The organism is Variovorax sp. YR266 (genome assembly GCF_900107295.1).
Classification (GTDB): Bacteria; Pseudomonadota; Gammaproteobacteria; order Burkholderiales; family Burkholderiaceae_C; genus Variovorax.
The window spans coordinates 116,515-135,909 of the sequence record NZ_FNPM01000003.1; the positions used below are offsets into that span (position 1 = coordinate 116,515).

Sequence of the window (19,395 nt, forward strand, 5' to 3'; positions counted from 1 at the left end):
GCTGCCTTGACATCAGATCTTTTCAGCGTATGATTTTCGTACGGTACATGTTTATTTTTTAAACAAGGAGCCATCATGAATGAGATGAAGGCAGCAATTGAAAACAACTTGAGCGAGTTCTGGGAACGGCAATCGCTCAAGACGGATGAGTCGGACAGTGTCGAGGACTTTGTCGATGAGCTCGATTCGCTTGCTGCAGTCGATGCGCTGCTGGGCATCGAGGCAATCGTGGGCATGCATATCCCCGAAGCATCGGTCATCCGCAAAGGCGGATACGAGTCCAAACAGCAGTTCGTTGACGACCTCACAGCTAAGGTCATGGCGTACGTAGAGGGCAAGAAGAAGTGACCTCCGAGTCTTCAGACACACAACGCAACGAGATGGCGGCGCGCCTTCGCGAAGCGCGCGAGTACCTGGGCATGTCCCAGGAAGAGGTGGCAAACGCTCTAGGCGTGTCGCGCCCTGCGATCAGCAACATCGAATCCGGCACACGCAAGATCGAGGCAGTCGAACTCGACCAGCTGGCCCGGCTGTATGGCCGCAGCGTGGGTTACTTTTTGTCGGGAGAAGAACCCGGCGACGGAGAGAAAGTCGCTTTTTTCGCCCGCACGCTCAAGGGCCTGTCGCAGAAGGACCTGAACGAAGTGGCGCGCTTTGCAGACTTTCTGCGCGCGGGCGCCAATAAGAAGAACACGCCGAGGAGCAATGGATGATCGAGCGCAGCGCTGCCCTCAGGGTCGCACGCCTGGCCGGTGGCGTGCTGGAAAAGTCGAAGGCGATGGATCGCATCGCGAGCGGTTACACCCGCATCGATCCCGTGGGCATCGCCGAGGCCGAGGGGATCCAGGTGCTGGCGCGTCCGCTGGACAAGTTGCTCGGCGCCTTCCTGCGCGAAGATCAAGTCGGCATCCTGCTCAACACCCTACGCCCCAGCGGCATGTTTCATATGACGTGCGCGCACGAACTCGGGCATTATTTCCTGGGGCATGGCACAACCGCGGACGACCGCATCGACTATGAGGCCGACGCAAGCGGCTTCGAGCTGGAGGCCGACCAGTTCGCGTATGCGCTTATCTCGCCGCTCTGGCTCATCGCGCATGTGGTGCGCGTGCAGCGCTGGGGTTGGAACATGCTTACCAACCCGCTAACCGTTTACCAGCTCTCGCTGCGCCTAGGCTTGAGCTATGCAGGCACCGTCTGGTCGCTTGCACGTCACAAGAAGCTCGACAGCACCACCGCGCGTCGGCTGGCAAAAGTCCGCCCGGCCGACATCAAGGCGGCGCTCGCTCCGCAAGGCACATTCCGCGAGGCTGCAGCGGACGTCTGGCAAGTGGGTCCCCGAGACAAGGACCACATCCTGGAGCCTCGCCTGAGCGATCAGATCATCATGGATCTGCCCAGTCATGCCGCCGCGGGCTACCTCTGGTCCGTCGATGAGGCGGCAGCGGCCGGCTATACGCTTAAGCCGGTCACCATCGACAGCTCGGCGCAAAGCGCGGCGGCCGAGGCCGATCTGCCGGTTGGCTCTGCGACCACGGCGCGGTACGAACTTGCATTTGATGGGTCAAAGCCAGCGGTGGCCGCGCAGGCGCCCACCCACGCACCGCAGGCCCTGGAGCCGAACGCCGCGACGACATTCGGCGCGGCAAGCGTTGTGGAAGTTGGCTTGGCCGAGCGCCAGCCTTGGCTGCGTGCGGGCACACCGCTGCCTACGGCGTTTTCGCTGCGCACGAAGTTCGAATCCAGCCCGGTCGGATTGAGCGCGGCGGGGCGCGAGAGGCGATTGAAAGAGGCGCTGGAAGAATGACCATTTCCGCAAGCATCGATCTTTCCCATCACTGGGGCCCGGCGCTGGACCAAGGCATGCGCCCGACGTGCCTTGCCTTCGCCCTATCCCAAATCAACGCGCATGCGAACCAGGTTTCCGCGCTCCTGAGCGCGGAATATCTGTACCGCAGCGTGGCACGCCAGACGTTGGGATGGAAGGCCGGCGATGGGCTTAGGCTTGCGCCGGCGCTCTTGGCCGTCTCGTGTCCGGGCCAGCCCACGGCCGACCTGTGCCCTTACCTCGTCGCGGAGCCAGCAGAGACGCCGCCGATGCTGCCTGGTCTGACGCCCTCCGACACCGGCGAGGCGCCGCCGCTTTACTCGAGTGCCATGCTTGCCTGCGTGGTCGATGCAACCGCCGTCGTTACACACCTCCAGGCCGGTCACCCCATCGGGCTGGTGCTCAAGCTCACCGAGACCTTTTACACGCCCGTGAAGGGCACGATCGCCTTTTCGCAAAAGGTCCTTCAGGGCTTGCGGCATGCAGTGGTCGCCGTGGGTACGGGCGTTCACGCCGGCACGAGCGAGCCACACATCAAGATTCGCAACTCGTGGGGCGAAAGCTGGGGCGATGCAGGCAGCGCATGGCTGCCGTTCACATACGTCGACGCACACGCGGTGACGGCATTCAAGGTCTAGCGATGGCAAGAATATTCCGTGGGGACAGGATCGTCCCGACATGGCTCGAGGTCGTGAACCACCTTGATCAAAATGGCCAGCAGGGCCGTAACTTCGTGCTGGAACTCGCAACGCCGCAGGTCTTGACGGCGCAGGACAAGCACCGTGTGGCCATCGTTGACGATGCCATCCGCACGTACTGCGATTCGAGCGTCAAGACCGTCGCGGCAACCATCTTTCCGCAAGCCATGTACAGGCGCTACGGCCGACCGGCCTTCTACGACGCGTTCAAGGACCGCATGGTCCGAGCCAAGAAGAAGAACACCTGGGGCACTTACGCGCTGCGCATCATGGAGCGCCGCGCGTTGGATCCCCGCGAGGTCATCAATCCGTTGGAACAGATCGTCACCAAGCTCATCCGTGCATCCACCGAAGGCCATGCGTATCACAACAACTACGAGCTTGGTGTTGCGGAGCCGTCCGAGGATCTGGATCCGGACACACCATTCGGCTGCGAGCTGCCGACCTTCGATGTCGCACGCGATGGCGGCCGGGTGTCCAACATGCCGTGCCTGAGCCATCTGAGCTTCAAGATGACCGGCAGGGAGCAGGTGGAACTGACGGCCATCTATCGCTCGCACCACTATCTGTCCAAAGCGCTTGGCAACCTGATCGGTCTGTCGCAACTGCTGCAGTTCGTTGCTCATGAAAGCAATCTGGCGGCCGGTACGCTGACGTGCGTGTCGACGCACGCGCAGCTGGAGCCACGCAGCTGGGGAGATGCGGCCCATTTCCACGCCACGCTAGAGAGCCTGGTCAGCGTACCGGCCGACTGAAGGAGCCTCTAAAAGAGCTCCGACTGACCGATGGCAGCGCTGCGTTTACGCACATCCAGGCCATGCAGCTGGCTGATGCCTTCGCGAAACTCGGTCACGCCACCGTAGCTCGGGTGCCGCACGCTGGCGACTTCCACGCCAAATTTCGCCGCATAGCTTGCCGCGTCCTGGCCGATCGAGACGATGCGACGGATGCCGAGCCAAGAAATCAGCGAAGCATTGAGCTCATCGACTTCGCGGAGTTCACGGCTGGTGAATTTCCGGTTCGTGAACGGATCGTCCTTTTCGTGGGGATGAAACGGGAAGACGTTCCATAGCAAGGGCGGTTTGTCTAGCAAGGCCAGCACGGCCCAGATCTCCGCAGCGGTGCGCTCGGCCACTTCCGGGCCTGTGGTCGTCCTAGTCGACTCGGTTCCCGGGTAGATGCGACTCATCGCCGGTAGGTGGCGTTCATCGGTCAGCGCAAGTCCTGTGCGCCGGCCGCCGCGGTAGCCCAGATCCCGGCCCATCCAGATCGTATCGATGCCCAGCTGCTTGGCGGCGGTCAGCAGCGTCGTCAGGTTCCGACGACGCACTACCGGAGCATTAGCGCGGTCATAAACAGCGCAAGTGTCGGCGTAGGGATTGAACACTTGTGGCAACCGGATTTCGGCTAGCGCACGGACGAAAGCAGTGGGGGTCATGAGAGCTTGGGCAAACCCTTTGCGGGCGGTTGATAGGTCAACGTGTGGCGTTCGAGATTAGCGACCACGACGCCGCCCTTGTTCGCAAGGAGTTGGCGAAAAATGCTGAAGCCGTCCAGGATGGCACGCTCCCATTGCCACAGCGGCAGTTCGGCTACCTCGAATTCGGAGACCATGCCGCGTACCTGTCGCAGCAGAGCGTACTCCAGCCGGCCTTCCTTCACCTCGACATAGTTACGGTGGCGTTTGGCGTGGTTGAAGATCCAGGTCGCGATGCCTTCCTCGATGATGATCGCACGCGCACCGTCTTCATTCTCGTCGGTCTTGGGGTCCGACTTCCGTTTGAGCTTCAGCAGCGCCCGGATCACGGGCGACCAGCCCAGATGCGCTGCGTAGGCCAAGTGGAAAACATCATGATAGCGGTAACCGTCGGGCCGATGGTTGTTGTCCGTGAGCGGATCTCCGATATTGAGCGTGTGCATTTGCTGCACGACGAACGTGCGACCACCTACTTTTCGCTCGACGAAGGTGATGGTCATTTGATTTGGGAACTGTTCGTGGGCTTCACCCTTGGTGGGCAGCACCCGTGCCAGGGGGTCGGGCCCAGGCCACCGATCCGCGATCTTGAAGAGGTTTTCCGCTGCGAGGGTTGCAAAGCTCAGCCTGTATGTGGCACTGACCAGCGCGATCTGCCCAAGCAGTGCGCCCAGTTGCTGCTCGCGCTCGGCAACAGGGAGCTTGTTTATTTGCAAGAGGTTGCGCGAGAGCAATTCACCGCTGCTGCGGGCGAGTTGCCGCAACGATTGCGCACCCTTTCTCACCAGCCTGTCGTGGTGCAGCGAAGTGATACCGTCAAAAACCCGAAACGTCATTCTTGGCGCCGCCTTTGCGCTCTCCCCGAAATAAACGCGCAACCACGAAAGGCCTGAGCGCCCCAACTGTTCGACGGTAACACCGCACAGTGCCGATAGATTGACCAGGTACCACAGAGCGTCGCCGAGCTCCTCGGCCACCACTGTCGGGTTTGATTCGGTCAACTGGTCGCGGCTGCCCTTCTTCAACGCAGAAAGCAGGCCGCCGATTTCCCCAAAATAGCCGAAGCTCAGCTCGCGATAGTGAAAGGCCGCGGGCTTGTCCTGAAACTGGTCCGACGCCTTGGCGGTGTCGTAGTACGTGCGCAGGCTGAGGAGCTGGCCAAGGTCTCGCGGCGATCGCTTGTCCCCAGCAGCGTCGAACAGAATGGATCGCGAAGTGGGCATGGCGGCAAAGGTAGGGGCTGCTTACGCAGGGAAAAGTGCCTGTTGGGCGTCTTGGGCGTCCGAAGGGTCCTTGACGAGCAGTGCTTTCGGCGAGTTGTAGCGGCCTCGCTGCGCGGATCCGTCCTGCCGGCGTCCGAGCAATTCAACCCGCAAATTCTTCGCGCACGCGATGATGGTGCGCTTGTCGCCCGGATGTGCGCCCAGATCCAGCGCGCGCCCCTTGAGCTTGACGGTCACGTCATAGTGCGGATAGCGGGTGTGGTCCTGAAACCATTCGCGTTTGAGCCCGAGGCGGTGCGCAAAGGCATGGAGCTCGTCCACGGAATCGGCGACCAGATGGCACCAGCGTTTCCCTCGCCAGGCAAGCTCGGCGTTGTCCACATACACAGCCATGGCCTACGCCTCTTTTATTGCAAATAATTTGCACATAATACGCACAATGGCGGCAAGTTTCAATGATCCCTCAAGGGCGAAATCACTGGGTGCGCGACTGCGCCGAGCGAGGACGAACGCGAACTTCACACAAGAAATGCTTTGGGCAGAGACGGGTGTGAATCACTCGCAGATCTCCCGTATCGAACGCGGAGACTTCAGCGGCCCGGGAACAAATGTGCAAATTCTGTGCGCATATTTCAGGATTGACTGGCGACTGGAGTCGAGCGTTGCTCCACTCATGGCGCACGCACACGCGGGGACTCCGCATTCTTCGAGGAAGGCCCGAAAGACCGGCCGAGCGATGAAAGCCGGACCTCCCGAGTGCGAACTCGTTACGCGCCTTGCGCGCGCCGCCGCAGCTTCACCCGAGTGGGCATCTGCACTTGAAGCTCTGGCGGAGGCGATCGAGACTGCGCTACGGATTCCACCCAAGGCGTGACGTCGATGAAGCGGCAGCAAGAGCGCGCAACATCGGCCACATGTGGACGGGTGTTAACAGTACCGCTACGGGCGTCTAAAAGGTTACTTCGCGAATGAAGGCGGGCCATTGTCCACGACCATCTTCACCTCGCGTTCACCAGCGCGAGCAACTCCTGTAACAGCGCTACGCGCGAGCAGGCATCGTCCAAAATCGAGCGCTGAAAGAACTGTTGCAGCACATCTGCATCATGGACATCACTGCCAAAGCGAGCTTTGAATTCCCTTCGGCATTCATCCGCCGTGCGTTGCGGCGCGTCCCCATGGATGTGAAGTAGAGGTGCTTCAAGGCACGGCCGGGAAAACAAGACCGAAATCTTCTTGGCGCGGGCCAGCTTCTGCACACTTTCATTCCAGTCGGAAGCGGGGTTGAGGAACGCGGCTACACGATCGTAGGAGCCATTTCGCGCGGCACGCACGGCATGCGTGATCACGTGGCGTGCGCCCTGGCCTCTAGCATTCGCCAGCGTCATCCCGCAGTCTGCGTCGGCGCCAGCATAGATGTTTCGAATGTGCTTGAGCAAGGCAAGATGCGCGTAGCCTTCGCCCACGACAAGCAGTGTTCTACGCACCGAACGTGGCCGGCCTGACGCACCAGCGCCGAACGTCATAGGACGCGCGGCACGGCGCCGTAGGCCCCGGCAGTGTATTTAGCTGCGAAATTGTCATCACTACGCACGCCTTGCACGGTGTCCAATCGCCAGGCATGGCTCTCGCAATGCGACTTCTCCACTAGCATGACTTGCGCCTTGTGAAGGAGATTCAGCACGCGCTCCGAATGGCAGGTGAAGATGATTTGCGCGTTTTTTGGATTGGTCTCTCGTCTGGCGAACAAGTCGAGGATGGGCTCGAGCATCAATGGATGAAGGTCGTTCTCAAACTCGTCAACCAATGCAATTCCGCCTGTGGCCAAGGCGGGTAGCAGAAGTGAGAGCAAAAGAAACGCAGCCTGAGTGCCTCGTGATTCATACACAAACGGTATTTCATGGACATCCCCACCTCGCACTTGATGGACGCCAACGGGATACCAGAATGTGCGAGCCGACTGCGTCGGCTCCGATGGAGCCACCGTGTGCTTGGCTATCCGAACATCGGAAAGACCCAAGTCCCAGGATTTCAGCAACCTGCGCATCTCATTCTGCAAAGTCTCGTTCGCAGCAAAGAATGCAGCCACGTCGAAAGTGCGTCGGTTGTGAAGGTACTCGCGTCCGGTTGCATCCAGATTTGTGAAAAGTTTTATGCCGGCGATATGTGAAGCAACCTGCACTTCGTACTGAACAGCCGTCGCAATGAGCGAGGCGTTTTTACGGACTTTTTGGGCCTCGGCCGCACCCAAACCAAAGTCTTTTTGCTTAATCACATAAGTGTTTCGCTCTTCGTCCCAATCACGCACAAACACATAGCTGAATCGATCCTTCTTGCGATAGAGCGCTTCATGCAGAACTTGCTGATTCGTTGCGTGCAGGACGTAGCGCCACAAGACTCCGTCTTCGTCTTCGGCTTCGACCTCGAACTCAGAGGGGGCACCTTGCGAAGCGAAATGCGAAAGTAGCGGCACGGGGTCCTCTGGTTTGAGCTGCGTGAACGAACTCTGGATGAACCACGATATGAAGGCCAAGGGCTTCAGCAGGGAGGTCTTCCCCGCCGCGTTGGCGCCGAGGGTCGCCAGCGCCAATGTCAGTCGCTGGCCGGATTTTGATTCGGTATCCCATCCCCGCGCTGCACTCTTGTCAGTCAATCGCAGCGAGACCTCAGTACGTTCCAGAAAGCTCTGAAAGTTGGTGAAGGCGAATAGGTGCAGCAATGTAGGCCTTGAAGAACGACTTAGAAAACTGAGATTATCAGCCTAAGGGCCACCATTTGATGTCGTTTTCAACAAATATTCGTTGTAAAGGCCGTCATATGTGGTTTAGAATCGCCGCCAGTGGATGCCGTCGTACCTTGAGTTTCACAGGAAAGGCCTCAAACGCACGTCGACAGAAACGAAAAAGCCCTCGCGGTGCTACCAACACCAAGAGGGCCTTCACGGTGGGTGATCAGGGGCTACCCGACCGCACACGCTAGTCTTTCAGAGGACGATTTTGAGTTTATCGCTCAAAGGTGCGTGTGACAAGACAAAGCCCTTCCAACCTCAGAAGGAGACACCATGTCAAACCACCTGAAGAGCGTGCATGTATGCGCGTATGTCCGGACACGTCGCGGTCGCCTGGAATACGTGTGCCAGCACTGGCGCTCGGCTCCCTGACAGTTCTAACTGTCGCATAGCCCTTAGAGGCTAGCAGCCCGGCAATCGCCGGTGCCAGCGCCGCCGAGCGCTGGGTGTGTGGCGGCAAGATCTCCTTGCCTGCCACCTTCTCGCACAAATTCAAATGACAGGAGCCGAAATGGCTAAATCACATCACGTTACTCCGAACAAGTCCGGAGGCTGGGACGTCAAGGTCAGCGGCGGTGAGCGCGCTATCAAGCACACCGAAACGAAGCAATCGGCCGTCGACATCGCCCGTGGCATCAGTCGCAATCAGCAGACCGAATTGGTGATTCACAACAAAGATGGTCGCATCGGTCAGAAGGACAGCCACGGCCATGACCCAGAGAGCTCTAAAGGCTGATTCTCTAGTTGCCCGCTCAAGCGGTTGTTTTAGCACTCCTCAACCCTCAAGGGCTTGAGATTTTTACTCTGAGAATGCCCCCAATTCGGCCCGAATCAATCGTAAAACAGCTTTCAAATTAATTTTTAGAGAACCCATCGGGAGGAAATTTAGATGGCTATGCCGCTGGAAGCCGCGTCAACCTCGTCGGCCGCTTCATCCAATTACCTTCCAGCCGTTGTTTTGCCTGCGGAAGTGTCAGAGATTTTTCCAGCCATCGGGCTGAACGCGTATCAACGCGTGGCGTTCACCACCGACAAGCTTCCCGCGTCAGGCCTCGAATTGCCGATTCTCGGCTTGTTCGGCGAAGTGGGTGGTCTGCTGACAGTTTTCAAGAAAAGAAAACGCGATCAGGCTTCTTTTAACAAATACGCTGCTGCGCTGCTCGAGGAGTTCGGTGACGTCATTTGGTATTTTTCTTCGATAGCGTCGCGCGCCGGACTAAAACTTGCGGTGCTGGCCCAACGAATGTTCCGTAATTTCGAAGATTGGGATATCGTAGATGAGGAGTTCGGCAGTTTTGGCGACATCCAATCTCGCACGGATTCGGTACTATCCGAACAGGAGTTCAGCAAACGCGCAATTGCCCTTGCGGGCACGGTGGGAAATCTGCTGAACGATTTTAGAAACGGATCTTTTAATAACAACCGGGACAAGCTGTCAGCGCATCTCGTCGATATTTTCACGGCACTCATGTCTGCAGCGGATGCGGCCGACGTCAATCTTGAAGAAGCAGCCGGGGCGAACCTCAAGAAGATTTTCAGTCGCTGGCCGATCAAGCCGGTTTATCCCCCACGTTTGGATATCGGGCTCGCTAACTATGAGCGGTTTCCATCCATCCTTGAATTTTTGATCGCAGAGGAGCAAATCGGCGACCGCTCTTTTGTTTTACAGCGCTACAACGATGTCTACATCGGCGACCGGCTCACGGACAACAAACAGGAGTTCGATGATTATCGATTTCACGACGTTTTTCACCTGTCGTTTGCTGTCCATCTAGGTTGGTCCCCGGTCTTGCGCTCCCTTTTGCGGCTCAAACGAAAGAGCGATCCGAACATTGATGAAAATCAAGACGGTGCGCGCGCCATCCTCATCGAAGAAGGTGTGGCAACCTTCATCTTTGGCCACGGCGTTGATTTGGGGTTGTTCGAAAATATCCCCCAAGTCGATTATGATCTTCTGAAATATGTAACAGAATTCGTTCGCGGCTATGAAGTGCAGCGCTGCCAACTCTGGCAATGGGAACGCGCGATTCTCGATGCATTCAAAGTCTTCAGGCAATTGAAAATTCGCCGGCGCGGGCGCGTTATTGCAGATTTGGACAATCACACGCTAGAATTTTTTGAACAAACGAACCAGATATAAAGGAGCAAATATGATTAAGAAGAAGAAAGCATGTGTCATCTACATCAAAGCGATGAAAGATGTCGCCCAGGATGTCAAACAAAAACTTGAAGCAACCGATTACAACGTCTGCCTCACCGAGACGTCCATTGACCTCGCCACCGCGGCCCAGCTCGGCGCCGAGTCGGTGACATCAGAGATCGACGCCTGCTTGGCAGATGCTGATGCGAAGGTTTTCCTTATCCCTGCTGGTGACACGCCTTCGAGCCTGCTCGGCGCGGCAAAGCAGGCCTCGAAGTCGCCGGGGAGACTGATTGCCATCTGTGAAAAAGACGCAAAGTTGCCACAGGTTTTCGATGAAATGGCCAACTCCGTGATTCCAGTGGGAAGCCAGAAGGTGGTTGAAGCCGTGGTGCAGGATGACATCTGGGAGGGCCTGAACGGGACGAAGCGACCGCCCAGGACGCCGGAGAGAGTCAAGTGCCAGTAGGCCAGTCGATCATGCGGATCTTTTCGTACAAATTGGTTCGAGATTTCGGCTTCGCGCCGAATCCCTTTGGCGACTACTGCACTTTAGCTACCTGCAAGCCGCAGGTACGGTCGGCGGCGAAAGTCGGCGACATCGTCGTGGGTTGTGGCAGCGCGGCGTTGAATCTGGAAAACCGAGTTATCTTCGCAATGCGCGTGGACGAGAAGCAAACCTTCCAGCAGTACTGGTCGGATCCCAGATTTGCTTCCCGAAAGCCTCATTTTGAGGCTAGCGTCAGGCATGCCTACGGGGACAACATCTACCACAAAGAAGCTGGGCAATGGGTACAAGAAAACTCACATCACAGTCTGGATACTGGGGAGCCAAACGTCGCCAATTTGGCGCGTGATACGAATTCCGATTCGGTGCTAATTAGCAAGAATTACGTCTACTGGGGCGGCGACGCGATCCCCATTCCCGCGCATCTGATGTCCGGCGCGTTGGGCGACTCTCTCTATCCGTCTGCACGGGCGCATCGTTCGATATTCTCTACGGAGTTCGTCCAAGAGGTTGAGCAATGGTTCTCCGCTCTCCCCATGCGCGGACTTCAGGGAATGCCGCGCTCCTGGGCATAATTTCGTAAGGATCGCCTGCCCAAATACGCATGATGGCTGAAGTTGCGACCTGGAGCGATGGCCTCATCCGTAACTTCGACGTGGCGATCCACACGCGGGTCTGCCAAGCATTGATCATCGAGCACCGCTGGGCATCGGAAGATTTGCATGCCTGAGAGGCTCACTGAATTCGCAAAGACCGCTGCTTTAATTCCTGCACATCCTACGGGCTCTTCCCCAAACATGAAGGATAGTGAAGCCACGTGACCTTCAAAGGTCAATACCGCATATTCCAACCAACTGTTAAAGCCCTCGGGTGGAGAAGGCGAAGGGTTCGCAGTAGCGGAGGAAATTATGAGCCCCCTAACCTCCTACTTTCGATCCGCAACACGCATGAAAGGCTCGTACTCACTTGCCCTTCTGCTGCCTCCGTTGAATCGGTTTGCCATGCAGAAGTCTTGCAACTGCATCAGTACTGGGCTCGTGCTCTTGAGTAAATGCCCTCATTCGGAGAGCTTTTATTTTTCTAAACTGCTCTCGCATCCGGCGCTCGAATTCCGGGGTTAGAGTCAATTCCAACACGGATTTAGCCATACATTTCGCTCACACAGAGCGCGAACCTACCAACCCAAGCGAACATCGATCATGCCCGATGAGTCGCCAAGATTGCACAAAGGCCAACGAGACACAACTCCAGGGATTCTCCCATTCATGACTTGAGTACAAATCAGTTTGCTTGCGCGTTTTGCCACCGCAGACTTTGCTTCGTTACTTCTCGAAGTTTGTGACCGCCTAGCGGGTCAACGAACGTTCCATGATCGGTTTCGAAGAGCCAGGCGGAGCAGTACTCGCGTGTCCGCACACTGCATTCCCATATGGCAAAGCACCGCGCGAACAGAGGTGCATCCTGTTTGGTCATATGAGCCGGTAGAACAACGTGCAGCTTTGTGCTCTCCCATGCGACCTCGCCTGCGATGAACACCACGTCAATCGCCCGGGTCGCGATGTATCGACTCCAAAACTGACTCCCGCCCTCTGGGGCCGGTTTCGAAAGAACCTCGATGTACCAAAGCGGTACATCAAGACATTGCTCCGCCCAGTGGAAACGGCGCACGCGCGAGTCTTCTTCGCCAAACGCAGCCGAGGAGATTTCGAACCGCTCATCAACCCGAAGCATAGCGAGCCTTGTATGTGGAAGATTGTCCGTGGTGTGATCGTACTCATGGCAGGACCATTTTGTCCATGCCTTCTCCCTCACCGAAACATGCGCGAGACCCGGCGCTTGTGGCGCTCGGAGGGGCAATCAGCTCGACCCGCAAAGCTCGCGGAATCTCACAAGAAGAACTGGCTCACCGGTGCTTGGTAGATCGGTCCTACATGAGCAGCATTGAACGGGGAGCGCAAAATCCAGGCGTGATGACTGTTGTGGCTGTCGCAAGAGCTCTCGGACTTTCAGTTTCTGAACTCGCCACAATTGCAAATTTGTAGCGAAACGGCGCGGACACTTGGCCGGCCCGCTAGTTCAAGCCGCAGCCGCGCCGAAACCCAAAAAAGTTAGTTCACGTAAGTAGCTGACTTTATTGGATTATTTTCTTTGTAACTGTTATCAAGGCTCCAAAAGCGTTGTAGGTTTGGCCCCACTGCCGCTCTACGCGCCTGTTGCAGCGCTCCGATGCTTTTCAGCCCTTTTGCTGCGCCTTGGCGAAGCTTTCGAGAACGCCGACAAAGCTCGCGGCGGCCGGCGACAGCGAGCGCCGCGCCGCGCTGTAGACGCACACCTCGCGGTGAAAGTCGGGCGATTCGAGCCTCACCATCTGCAGGCCATGGGCACGCACCAGCGGCGCCGAATAGGTCGGGCACACCGTGAGCCCCAGCCCAGAGGCCACCATGCCGAGGGCGGTGGTCATGTACGACACCTCCTGCGTGGCGGGGCGCAACATGTAGTCGCGCTCTGCCGGGGCCAGCTCGGGCAGCACGCGCTGGCGAAAGTCGCGCGTGGGGGCGATGAAGGTGTAGGGCTCGAGCTCGTGCCATCGCACCTTGCGGCGGTTGGCAAAGGCATGGCCGGGCGGGCAGATCAGCCAGTGCCGGTCGCGCAGCAGCGTGCGGCGCTCGATGGCGCTGTCGACGGCCACGTCCTGCCCCACGGCCAACTCCACGTCGCCGGCCGTCACCCCCGCGAGCAGGTTCTCGGGCAGCGTGTCGGTCAGGCGCACATCCACGTCGGGGTACTGCTCGCGGTAGAGCGCGATCACGCGTGGCATCAGCGTGCAGGCCATGAGCTGCGGCGCCGCAAGCCGTAGCAAGCCTTTCTTCTTGTCACGCAAATCCGTGACGCCGGCCACCGCGCTCGTCAGGTCGCCGAGCAGGCGATGCACCGACGGCAAGAACTCGCGCCCCGCCTCCGACAGCTGCACGCTGCGGGTGTTGCGGTCGAGCAGCTGCACACCCATCTCTCGCTCCAACTCACGCACCAGCACGCTGAGCGCCGACTGCGTGAGATGAAGTTGCAGCGCCGCCGCGGTGAAGCTGCCGGTTTCGGCCACGGCGGCAAAGGCGCGCAACTGGCGCAGGGTGAGATTCATATATACGGTTATTTCATCAATCGATGAATTAATTTCGATTGCATCATAAGACGCGGCATCGCCCAATAACGGCTCACTGGAGACACGAGCCATGCCGATCCCCCCACCCGTGCGCGGGCTGCACCACTTCGCCTGGCGCTGCCGCGACAGCGAGGAAACCCGCCGCTTCTACGAAGACCTGCTGGGCCTGCCGCTGGCCCACGTCATCAAGAGCGACCACGTGCCGAGCACGGGCGAGTACTGCCCCTACGTGCACATCTTTTTCCAGATGCGCGACGGCTCGTACATCGCCTTCTTCGACCTCGGCGACGACATCGCCGCACTGCCCTCGCCCAACACGCCCTCGTGGGTGAACCACATCGCGCTGCGGGTCGATTCGGTGGCCGACCTGCTGGCGGCCAAGGCGCGGCTCGAAGGCGCGGGCGTCGAGGTACTGGGCGTGACCGACCACCACATCATCGAATCGATCTACTTCTTCGACCCCAACGGCATTCGCGTGGAACTGACCACGCCGACCGTGCCGCAAACGGAGATGGACGCGCACGCGCTGCGCGCTCGCGCCGACCTCGATGCGTGGACCGCGCGCAAGGCCGAACTTCGTGCGACAGCAGCAAAGGGTGCGCCGAATGTCTGAGCTGCAACTCGCCGTCATCGACGTGAAGCCCGGCGCGGCGATGGAGAGCCAGTCGGGCCTGCAGATGCTGCGCCCGCGCATCTACGGCGCCTTCCGCGCACCGCAAGGCCCGAAGAAGGTCGCCGCCATCGTGATGCACCCGACCAGCAACTTCATGGGCCACTACCTGATCGGCCCGCTGGCCGAGCGCGGCATCTGCTGCATGGGGCTCAACTCGCGCTTCGTGGGCAACGACACGGTGCTGCTGATGGAGCGTGCCATTCAAGACCTGGGCGCCGGCGTGCAGTACCTGCGCGCTGCCGGCTACGAAAAGGTGTTTCTCGTCGGCAACTCGGGCGGCGCGGCGCTCGCGAGCTTCTACCAGGCGCAGGCCGAGAAGCTCACGGCCACGCACCTGCCCGACGGTGACCCCACGCACCTGCACCCGAGCGACCTTCCGCCCGTGGACGGCATCGCGCTGTGCGCCGCGCACCTGGGCCGCACGCGGCTGATGCGCGACTGGATCGACCCGTCGGTCACCGACGAGCACGACCCGCTCTCGGTGAACCCCGAACTCGACATGTACGACCCGCGCCACCGCGTGCCCTACGACAGCGACTTTCTCGCACGCTTCAGCGCGGCGCAGAAGGCACGGCTGGACCGCATCGAGCAATGGGCCATCGACCGGCTTGCCTTGCTGCGCAACACGCCGGGCGCGCCGCGCGACCAGACCTTCATCGTCTATCGCACGCATGCCGATCCGCGCTGCGTGGACCTGTCGCTCGACCCCAACGACCGCCTTCCGGGCAGCGTGTGGGGCGACGCCCGGCAGGTGAACTACTCGGCCAATGCGATGGGGCGTACCACCTCGCTGACGGCGTTTCTCTCGCAATGGTCGTCACGCTCGCAGGCCGACGGGCCGACGAACCTCGCGCGAACCACGGTGCCGAAGCTGCTGCTGACCTACACGGGCGACCAGTCGACCTTTCCGAGCACGCGCGATGCGTGGATGGCCGCGGGCGAGTCGCGCATCCGCAACGTCGACATCGTCGGCGGCAACCACTATCTCGCGGGTCAGCCGGAGTTGATCCCCAAGGCGGCGGACGCCATCGCCGAGTTCGCGCACGCGCTGTAGAAGAGACATGGAAAACTTTGCTTTCGCGCCGGCCTACGAGCTGCCGGTCTGGCCCTTCACGCCACCGCCCGAACTGGGCAGCACGAAGCCCGTGCGCCACCCCATAGTGATCGTCGGTGCCGGCCCCTCGGGCCTCACGCTGGCCTGCGACCTCGCACAACGCGGCGTGCGCGCCGTGCTGCTCGACGAAGACGACACCGTCGGCGTGCGCGGCGCCTCGTCGCGCGGCATCTGCTATGCGCAGAAGAGCCTGGAGATCTTCGAACGCCTGGGCATCTACGAACGCATCGCGGCCAAGGGCATCACCTGGTCGTTCGGGCGCACCTTCTCCGGCGAGCAGGAGGTCTACAACTTCAACCTGCAGGCCAACAGCGTCTCGAGGCAGCCGCCCTTCATCAACCTGCAGCAGTTCTACGTCGAGTGGTTTCTGGTCGAGCGCATCCTCGAACTCGGGCTGACCGACGTGCGCTGGAAGAGCCGCGTCACGCGCGTCGAGCAGCTGGCCGATGGCGTGCGCCTGGACATCGAAACGCCCGCCGGCAGCTACACCATCGAGGCGGACCGGCTGATCGACGCGACGGGCGCCAACAGCCCGATCCGCACCCAGCTGGGCATCGAGGCGCACGCGTCGCGCAGCACCGACCGCTGGTGCATCAGCGACGTGCGCTTCAGGAAGCCTCTGCCGACCGAGCGCTGGACCTGGGTCGATGCGCCCTTCAACGAAGGCCGCGGCGTATGGCAGCACCTGATGGCCGACGGCGTGTGGCGCATCGACTACCAGATGCCCGAAGACTGCGACACGGCCTATATCAGCCAGCCCGAAGTGGCGGGTGCGCGGTTGCGCGAGCAACTCGGGCCGGACGTGGAGTTCGAGTTCGTGTGGATCGGGCCGTACGGCTACCGCGACCACCTGCTCGACAGCTTCCGGCATGGCCGCGTGTTCTTCATCGGCGATGCGGCGCATGTGGTGAGTCCGTTCGGCGCGCGCGGGGGCAACAGCGGCATCCAGGATGCAGCGAACCTGGGCTGGAAGCTCGCGCTGGTCGCGCAGGGCAAGGCCGGTGACACGCTGCTCGACAGCTACGACGCGGAACGCCAACCCGCCGCGCAGCAGAACCTGCAGGTGACGAGCCGATCGGCACGCTTCCTGGCGCCGCGCTCGCCGGCCGAGCACACGCTGCGCCGCGCCGTGGTGGCGCTGGCGGCCCGCCATCCGTTTGCGCGGGCGCTGGTGAACACCGGGCGCATGTCGGTCGCCAACGACTACCCGGCCGCGCCGCAACTGCCCGAGGGCGGGCGCTCGGTGCAGAACCTGCCGCTGCGCTGGGCCGATGGCCGCGAGACGACGCTGATGCAACTGCTGTCCGAGGGAACGCACTGCATCGGCCTCTGGTTCGCGCCGACCCGCGAGCAGGCGAAGGCGGCCCTCGATGCCACGACGTCGCTGCCGCTGCGCCTGCTGGCCGTGGGCGGCGACAGCGGCCTGCCTACGCTGCAGGCCGACGACAGGTTCGCAAGCCATCTCGGCATCGGCGATGCGGGCAGCTTTGCTCTCGTGCGGCCCGACGCCTATCGCGCCGCCGTGCTGGCGAACGCCACACCGGAAACCATCGCCTCCGCCTTGCGCACCGCGCTGGGCCACGACAGCAACCCATGATCACCGAGCCCCGCATTCCCGACCCCGATGGCTTCTACGCGGCCCTGCTCGCCGCGCACGAAGGCCGCACCGACGCGCAGAGCGCCGACCAAGACGTGCTGCTCGCCTGCATCCGCGCAGCCGCCGAAGACACCACGACAACAACCGCCCCATGACCACTTCCGTCTCTTTCGCCTCTGCGTCCGACACCCGCGAGCAGAAGCCGCAACTGCGCGAGCTCGCGCCCAACGTCTACGGCTACATCAGCGACTTCGATCCCAACTGCGGCTTCGTCGTCGGCGACGAGCAGGTGGTGCTGATCGACACGCGCCCCACGCCGCGCATGGCGCGCGACTTTCTCGCGGCCATTCGCACGGTGACCGACAAGCCCATCCGCACCATCGTGCTCACGCACTACCACGCAGTGCGCGTGATGGGCGCAAGCGCCTTCGACGAAGTGAAGGACATCATCGCGAGCAACGGCACGCTCTACTGGATCCGCACGCGCGGCCAGGCCGATTTCGATTCGGAGGTCGGCCGCTTTCCGCGCCTGTTCGCCGGCGTCGAGGAGATTCCGGGCCTGACCCTTCCGACGAAGGTCTTCGAGCGCGAGATGACACTGCAGCTCGGCGGTGGCCGCGAATTGCATCTGAAGGCGCTGGGCCGTGGTCACTCGGGCGGCGACACGGTCGCATGGCTGCCCGACTGCGGCGTGCTGTTCTCGGGCGACGTGGTCGAGAACCGCTGCGGCGTGTACGCGGGCGACGCCTACATCGGCGACTGGGCCGGCACGCTCGACGCGGTGGCGGCGCTGAAGCCGCGCATGCTGGTGCCCGGGCGCGGCGCGGTGCTGCAGGACGAAGCCGCATGCGCCGAGGCCATCGGCCTGACCAAGGCATTTCTCTCGACGCTGCTCGACAGCGTGAAGGCCGGCATCGCCGCGGGCGACACGCTCAAGGGCTGCTTTGTGCGCGCCGAAGCGGCGATGACGCCGCGCTTCGGCAACTGGCCCGTGTTCCAGCACGTGCTGCCCTTCGACGTCTCGCGCGCGTACGACGAACTGCGCGGCATCGAGCACCCCGTGGTATGGACCGCGGAGCGTGACCGCGAGCTCTGGCAGACGCTGCGCGGCGAATGACCTGAACCGATTTCAAAACAAGCAACGGAGACAAGAGACGATGAAGCGATTCCTTCTGCCCCTGCTGAGTGCAGCCCTCACGCTGGCCAGCAGCCTTGCATCGGCGCAGCCGGCCGCCTACCCCAGCCAGCCCGTCAAATGGATCGTGCCCTACGTGGCCGGCGGCGGCACCGACAACCTGGCTCGCACGCTCGCCGAGGCGATGCAGCCTTCGCTCGGGCAGCCGCTCATCATCGACAACCGGCCCGGCGCGTCCACCAACATTGGCGTGTCCGTGATGATGCAGGCCAAGCCTGACGGCTACACGATCATGCAGGCCGAGAACGCGGCGCTGCTCTTCAACGAGCACATGTTCGCCAAGCTGCCGTACAAGCCCGCGAGCGACTTCACCTACATCGGCACCATCGGCCGCTTCCCGGTGGCGCTGGTGGTGCACCCCGACTTTCCCGCGAAGAACGTGGCCGAGTTCGTGCGCTACGTGAAGGCCAACCCCGACAAGGTGAGCTACGCCTCGCCCGGCAACGGCTCGCCGCACCACATGGCGATGGAGCTCTTCAAGCAGAAGGCCGGCCTGACGATCACGCACGTGCCGTACAAGGGCGCCGCGCCCGCCATGACCGACGTGATGGGCGGCCAGGTGCCGACGATGATGCTGGACCTGGCCTCGGGCCTGCCGATCATCAGGTCGGGCAAGGTGCGGGTGCTGGCCATTGCGCTGCCGCAGCGGGCGAGCGCCCTGCCCGAGGTGCCGACCTTCGTCGAGGCTGGTTTCAGCGACGTCAACGCCTACGCCTTCCACGGCCTGATCGGCCCGGCCGGCATGCCGCCCGAAACGGTGGCGCGGCTCAACGGCGAACTGCACAAGGCGATGAAGGCGCCGAAGGTGGTGAAGCTGTTCGCGGACTTCGGCTTCGAGGCGCTGCCCGGAACGCCGCAGGATTTCTACAAGCTGTCTCGCGCCGAGAGCGAGCGCTGGGGAAAGATCATTGCGGCCGCTGGCGTGAAGCTGGATTGACGAGCCACGAGCCCCCCGGGCTTTTCACTTCGCTTCGCTGCGTGTAACTCCACCCCCCAAGGG

24 protein-coding genes are annotated in these 19,395 nt (G+C 61.1%); 18 read left to right on the forward strand and 6 right to left on the reverse strand.

Annotated features, from left to right (window positions below):
- Positions 1 to 75: 75 nt before the first annotated feature.
- From BLW48_RS09700 to BLW48_RS09720, 5 genes are read left to right on the forward strand one after another with little or no spacing between them, the layout of a single operon-like run.
- Positions 76 to 348: a hypothetical protein gene (locus BLW48_RS09700; protein WP_093174306.1), complete on the forward strand. Its 273-nt coding sequence runs from the start codon at positions 76 to 78 to the stop codon at positions 346 to 348.
- Complete coding sequence (locus tag BLW48_RS09705; protein WP_218137501.1) at positions 345 to 713, forward strand: helix-turn-helix domain-containing protein; 369 nt, start codon at positions 345 to 347, stop codon at positions 711 to 713. Before BLW48_RS09700 ends, BLW48_RS09705 begins: the two co-directional genes overlap by 4 nt.
- Positions 710 to 1,807, forward strand: coding sequence for an ImmA/IrrE family metallo-endopeptidase (locus tag BLW48_RS09710; protein WP_093174310.1), 1,098 nt, complete (start codon positions 710 to 712; stop codon positions 1,805 to 1,807). Before BLW48_RS09705 ends, BLW48_RS09710 begins: the two co-directional genes overlap by 4 nt.
- Positions 1,804 to 2,466: a C1 family peptidase gene (locus BLW48_RS09715; protein WP_093174312.1), complete on the forward strand. Its 663-nt coding sequence runs from the start codon at positions 1,804 to 1,806 to the stop codon at positions 2,464 to 2,466. The genes BLW48_RS09710 and BLW48_RS09715 overlap by 4 nt, the downstream gene beginning before the upstream one ends.
- Positions 2,467 to 2,519: 53 nt before the next feature.
- On the forward strand, positions 2,520 to 3,281 hold the full coding sequence (locus BLW48_RS09720) for a thymidylate synthase family protein (RefSeq protein WP_093174314.1): 762 nt from the start codon (positions 2,520 to 2,522) through the stop codon (positions 3,279 to 3,281).
- An 8-nt stretch (positions 3,282 to 3,289) separates the two neighbouring features.
- Here BLW48_RS09720 and BLW48_RS09725 read toward each other — a convergent pair whose 3' ends face one another.
- From BLW48_RS09725 to BLW48_RS09735, 3 genes are read right to left on the reverse strand one after another with little or no spacing between them, the layout of a single operon-like run.
- Complete coding sequence (locus tag BLW48_RS09725) at positions 3,290 to 3,964, reverse strand: uracil-DNA glycosylase (protein WP_093174317.1); 675 nt, start codon at positions 3,962 to 3,964, stop codon at positions 3,290 to 3,292.
- Positions 3,961 to 5,223, reverse strand: coding sequence for a hypothetical protein (locus BLW48_RS09730; protein WP_093174319.1), 1,263 nt, complete (start codon positions 5,221 to 5,223; stop codon positions 3,961 to 3,963). The genes BLW48_RS09725 and BLW48_RS09730 overlap by 4 nt, the downstream gene beginning before the upstream one ends.
- Positions 5,224 to 5,244: 21 nt before the next feature.
- Positions 5,245 to 5,616 carry a DUF4031 domain-containing protein gene (locus BLW48_RS09735; protein WP_093174321.1) on the reverse strand — a complete coding sequence of 124 codons (372 nt, stop codon included), beginning with the start codon at positions 5,614 to 5,616 and terminating at the stop codon, positions 5,245 to 5,247.
- Positions 5,617 to 5,662: 46 nt separating this feature from the next.
- On the opposite strand from BLW48_RS09735, the gene BLW48_RS36055 reads away from it, so the two are divergent.
- Positions 5,663 to 6,097 carry a helix-turn-helix domain-containing protein gene (locus BLW48_RS36055; protein WP_371127548.1) on the forward strand — a complete coding sequence of 145 codons (435 nt, stop codon included), beginning with the start codon at positions 5,663 to 5,665 and terminating at the stop codon, positions 6,095 to 6,097.
- A 124-nt stretch (positions 6,098 to 6,221) separates the two neighbouring features.
- Here the strand turns inward: BLW48_RS36055 and BLW48_RS09745 are convergent, their stop codons facing one another.
- Both BLW48_RS09745 and BLW48_RS09750 read right to left on the reverse strand, forming a co-directional pair.
- Positions 6,222 to 6,686: a hypothetical protein gene (locus tag BLW48_RS09745; protein WP_093174325.1), complete on the reverse strand. Its 465-nt coding sequence runs from the start codon at positions 6,684 to 6,686 to the stop codon at positions 6,222 to 6,224.
- A 56-nt stretch (positions 6,687 to 6,742) separates the two neighbouring features.
- On the reverse strand, positions 6,743 to 7,939 hold the full coding sequence (locus BLW48_RS09750) for an AAA family ATPase (protein WP_093174327.1): 1,197 nt from the start codon (positions 7,937 to 7,939) through the stop codon (positions 6,743 to 6,745).
- A gap of 580 nt (positions 7,940 to 8,519) precedes the next feature.
- Here BLW48_RS09750 and BLW48_RS09755 point away from each other — a divergent pair.
- From BLW48_RS09755 to BLW48_RS09775, 6 genes are all read left to right on the forward strand, one after another.
- Entirely contained in the window at positions 8,520 to 8,744 is a 225-nt protein-coding gene (locus tag BLW48_RS09755; protein ID WP_093174329.1) for a DUF2188 domain-containing protein, read from the forward strand.
- A 153-nt stretch (positions 8,745 to 8,897) separates the two neighbouring features.
- Complete coding sequence (locus BLW48_RS09760; protein ID WP_093174331.1) at positions 8,898 to 10,148, forward strand: nucleoside triphosphate pyrophosphohydrolase family protein; 1,251 nt, start codon at positions 8,898 to 8,900, stop codon at positions 10,146 to 10,148.
- Between the two features lie 10 nt (positions 10,149 to 10,158).
- A complete protein-coding gene (locus tag BLW48_RS09765) occupies positions 10,159 to 10,617 on the forward strand; it encodes a hypothetical protein (RefSeq protein WP_093174333.1) in 459 nt (152 codons plus the stop codon).
- On the forward strand, positions 10,608 to 11,231 hold the full coding sequence (locus tag BLW48_RS09770) for an Nmad2 family putative nucleotide modification protein (protein WP_093174335.1): 624 nt from the start codon (positions 10,608 to 10,610) through the stop codon (positions 11,229 to 11,231). The genes BLW48_RS09765 and BLW48_RS09770 overlap by 10 nt, the downstream gene beginning before the upstream one ends.
- Positions 11,232 to 11,260: 29 nt before the next feature.
- A complete protein-coding gene (locus tag BLW48_RS35805; protein ID WP_256330744.1) occupies positions 11,261 to 11,386 on the forward strand; it encodes a hypothetical protein in 126 nt (41 codons plus the stop codon).
- A gap of 1,066 nt (positions 11,387 to 12,452) precedes the next feature.
- Positions 12,453 to 12,698, forward strand: coding sequence for a helix-turn-helix domain-containing protein (locus BLW48_RS09775; protein ID WP_093174337.1), 246 nt, complete (start codon positions 12,453 to 12,455; stop codon positions 12,696 to 12,698).
- Positions 12,699 to 12,889: 191 nt separating this feature from the next.
- Here the strand turns inward: BLW48_RS09775 and BLW48_RS09780 are convergent, their stop codons facing one another.
- The gene (locus BLW48_RS09780; protein WP_093174339.1) at positions 12,890 to 13,795 is read right to left on the reverse strand and encodes a LysR family transcriptional regulator; all 906 of its coding nucleotides are present in this window, start codon (positions 13,793 to 13,795) and stop codon (positions 12,890 to 12,892) included.
- Between the two features lie 91 nt (positions 13,796 to 13,886).
- Between BLW48_RS09780 and BLW48_RS09785 the strand changes: the two genes are divergently transcribed.
- From BLW48_RS09785 to BLW48_RS09810, 6 genes are read left to right on the forward strand one after another with little or no spacing between them, the layout of a single operon-like run.
- Positions 13,887 to 14,429 (forward strand): VOC family protein, encoded by a 543-nt coding sequence (locus BLW48_RS09785; protein ID WP_093174341.1) that lies wholly within the window; start codon positions 13,887 to 13,889, stop codon positions 14,427 to 14,429.
- Positions 14,422 to 15,543, forward strand: a complete 1,122-nt coding sequence (locus tag BLW48_RS09790) for an alpha/beta hydrolase family protein (RefSeq protein ID WP_093174343.1) — start codon at positions 14,422 to 14,424, stop codon at positions 15,541 to 15,543. The genes BLW48_RS09785 and BLW48_RS09790 overlap by 8 nt, the downstream gene beginning before the upstream one ends.
- 7 nt (positions 15,544 to 15,550) lie before the next feature.
- On the forward strand, positions 15,551 to 17,200 hold the full coding sequence (locus BLW48_RS09795) for an FAD-dependent oxidoreductase (RefSeq protein ID WP_093174345.1): 1,650 nt from the start codon (positions 15,551 to 15,553) through the stop codon (positions 17,198 to 17,200).
- On the forward strand, positions 17,197 to 17,355 hold the full coding sequence (locus tag BLW48_RS09800) for a DUF2783 domain-containing protein (protein WP_093174347.1): 159 nt from the start codon (positions 17,197 to 17,199) through the stop codon (positions 17,353 to 17,355). The genes BLW48_RS09795 and BLW48_RS09800 overlap by 4 nt, the downstream gene beginning before the upstream one ends.
- The gene (locus BLW48_RS09805) at positions 17,352 to 18,317 is read left to right on the forward strand and encodes an MBL fold metallo-hydrolase (protein ID WP_093174349.1); all 966 of its coding nucleotides are present in this window, start codon (positions 17,352 to 17,354) and stop codon (positions 18,315 to 18,317) included. The genes BLW48_RS09800 and BLW48_RS09805 overlap by 4 nt, the downstream gene beginning before the upstream one ends.
- Before the next feature lie 40 nt (positions 18,318 to 18,357).
- A complete protein-coding gene (locus BLW48_RS09810) occupies positions 18,358 to 19,332 on the forward strand; it encodes a Bug family tripartite tricarboxylate transporter substrate binding protein (RefSeq protein WP_093076202.1) in 975 nt (324 codons plus the stop codon).
- Positions 19,333 to 19,395: the final 63 nt, after the last annotated feature.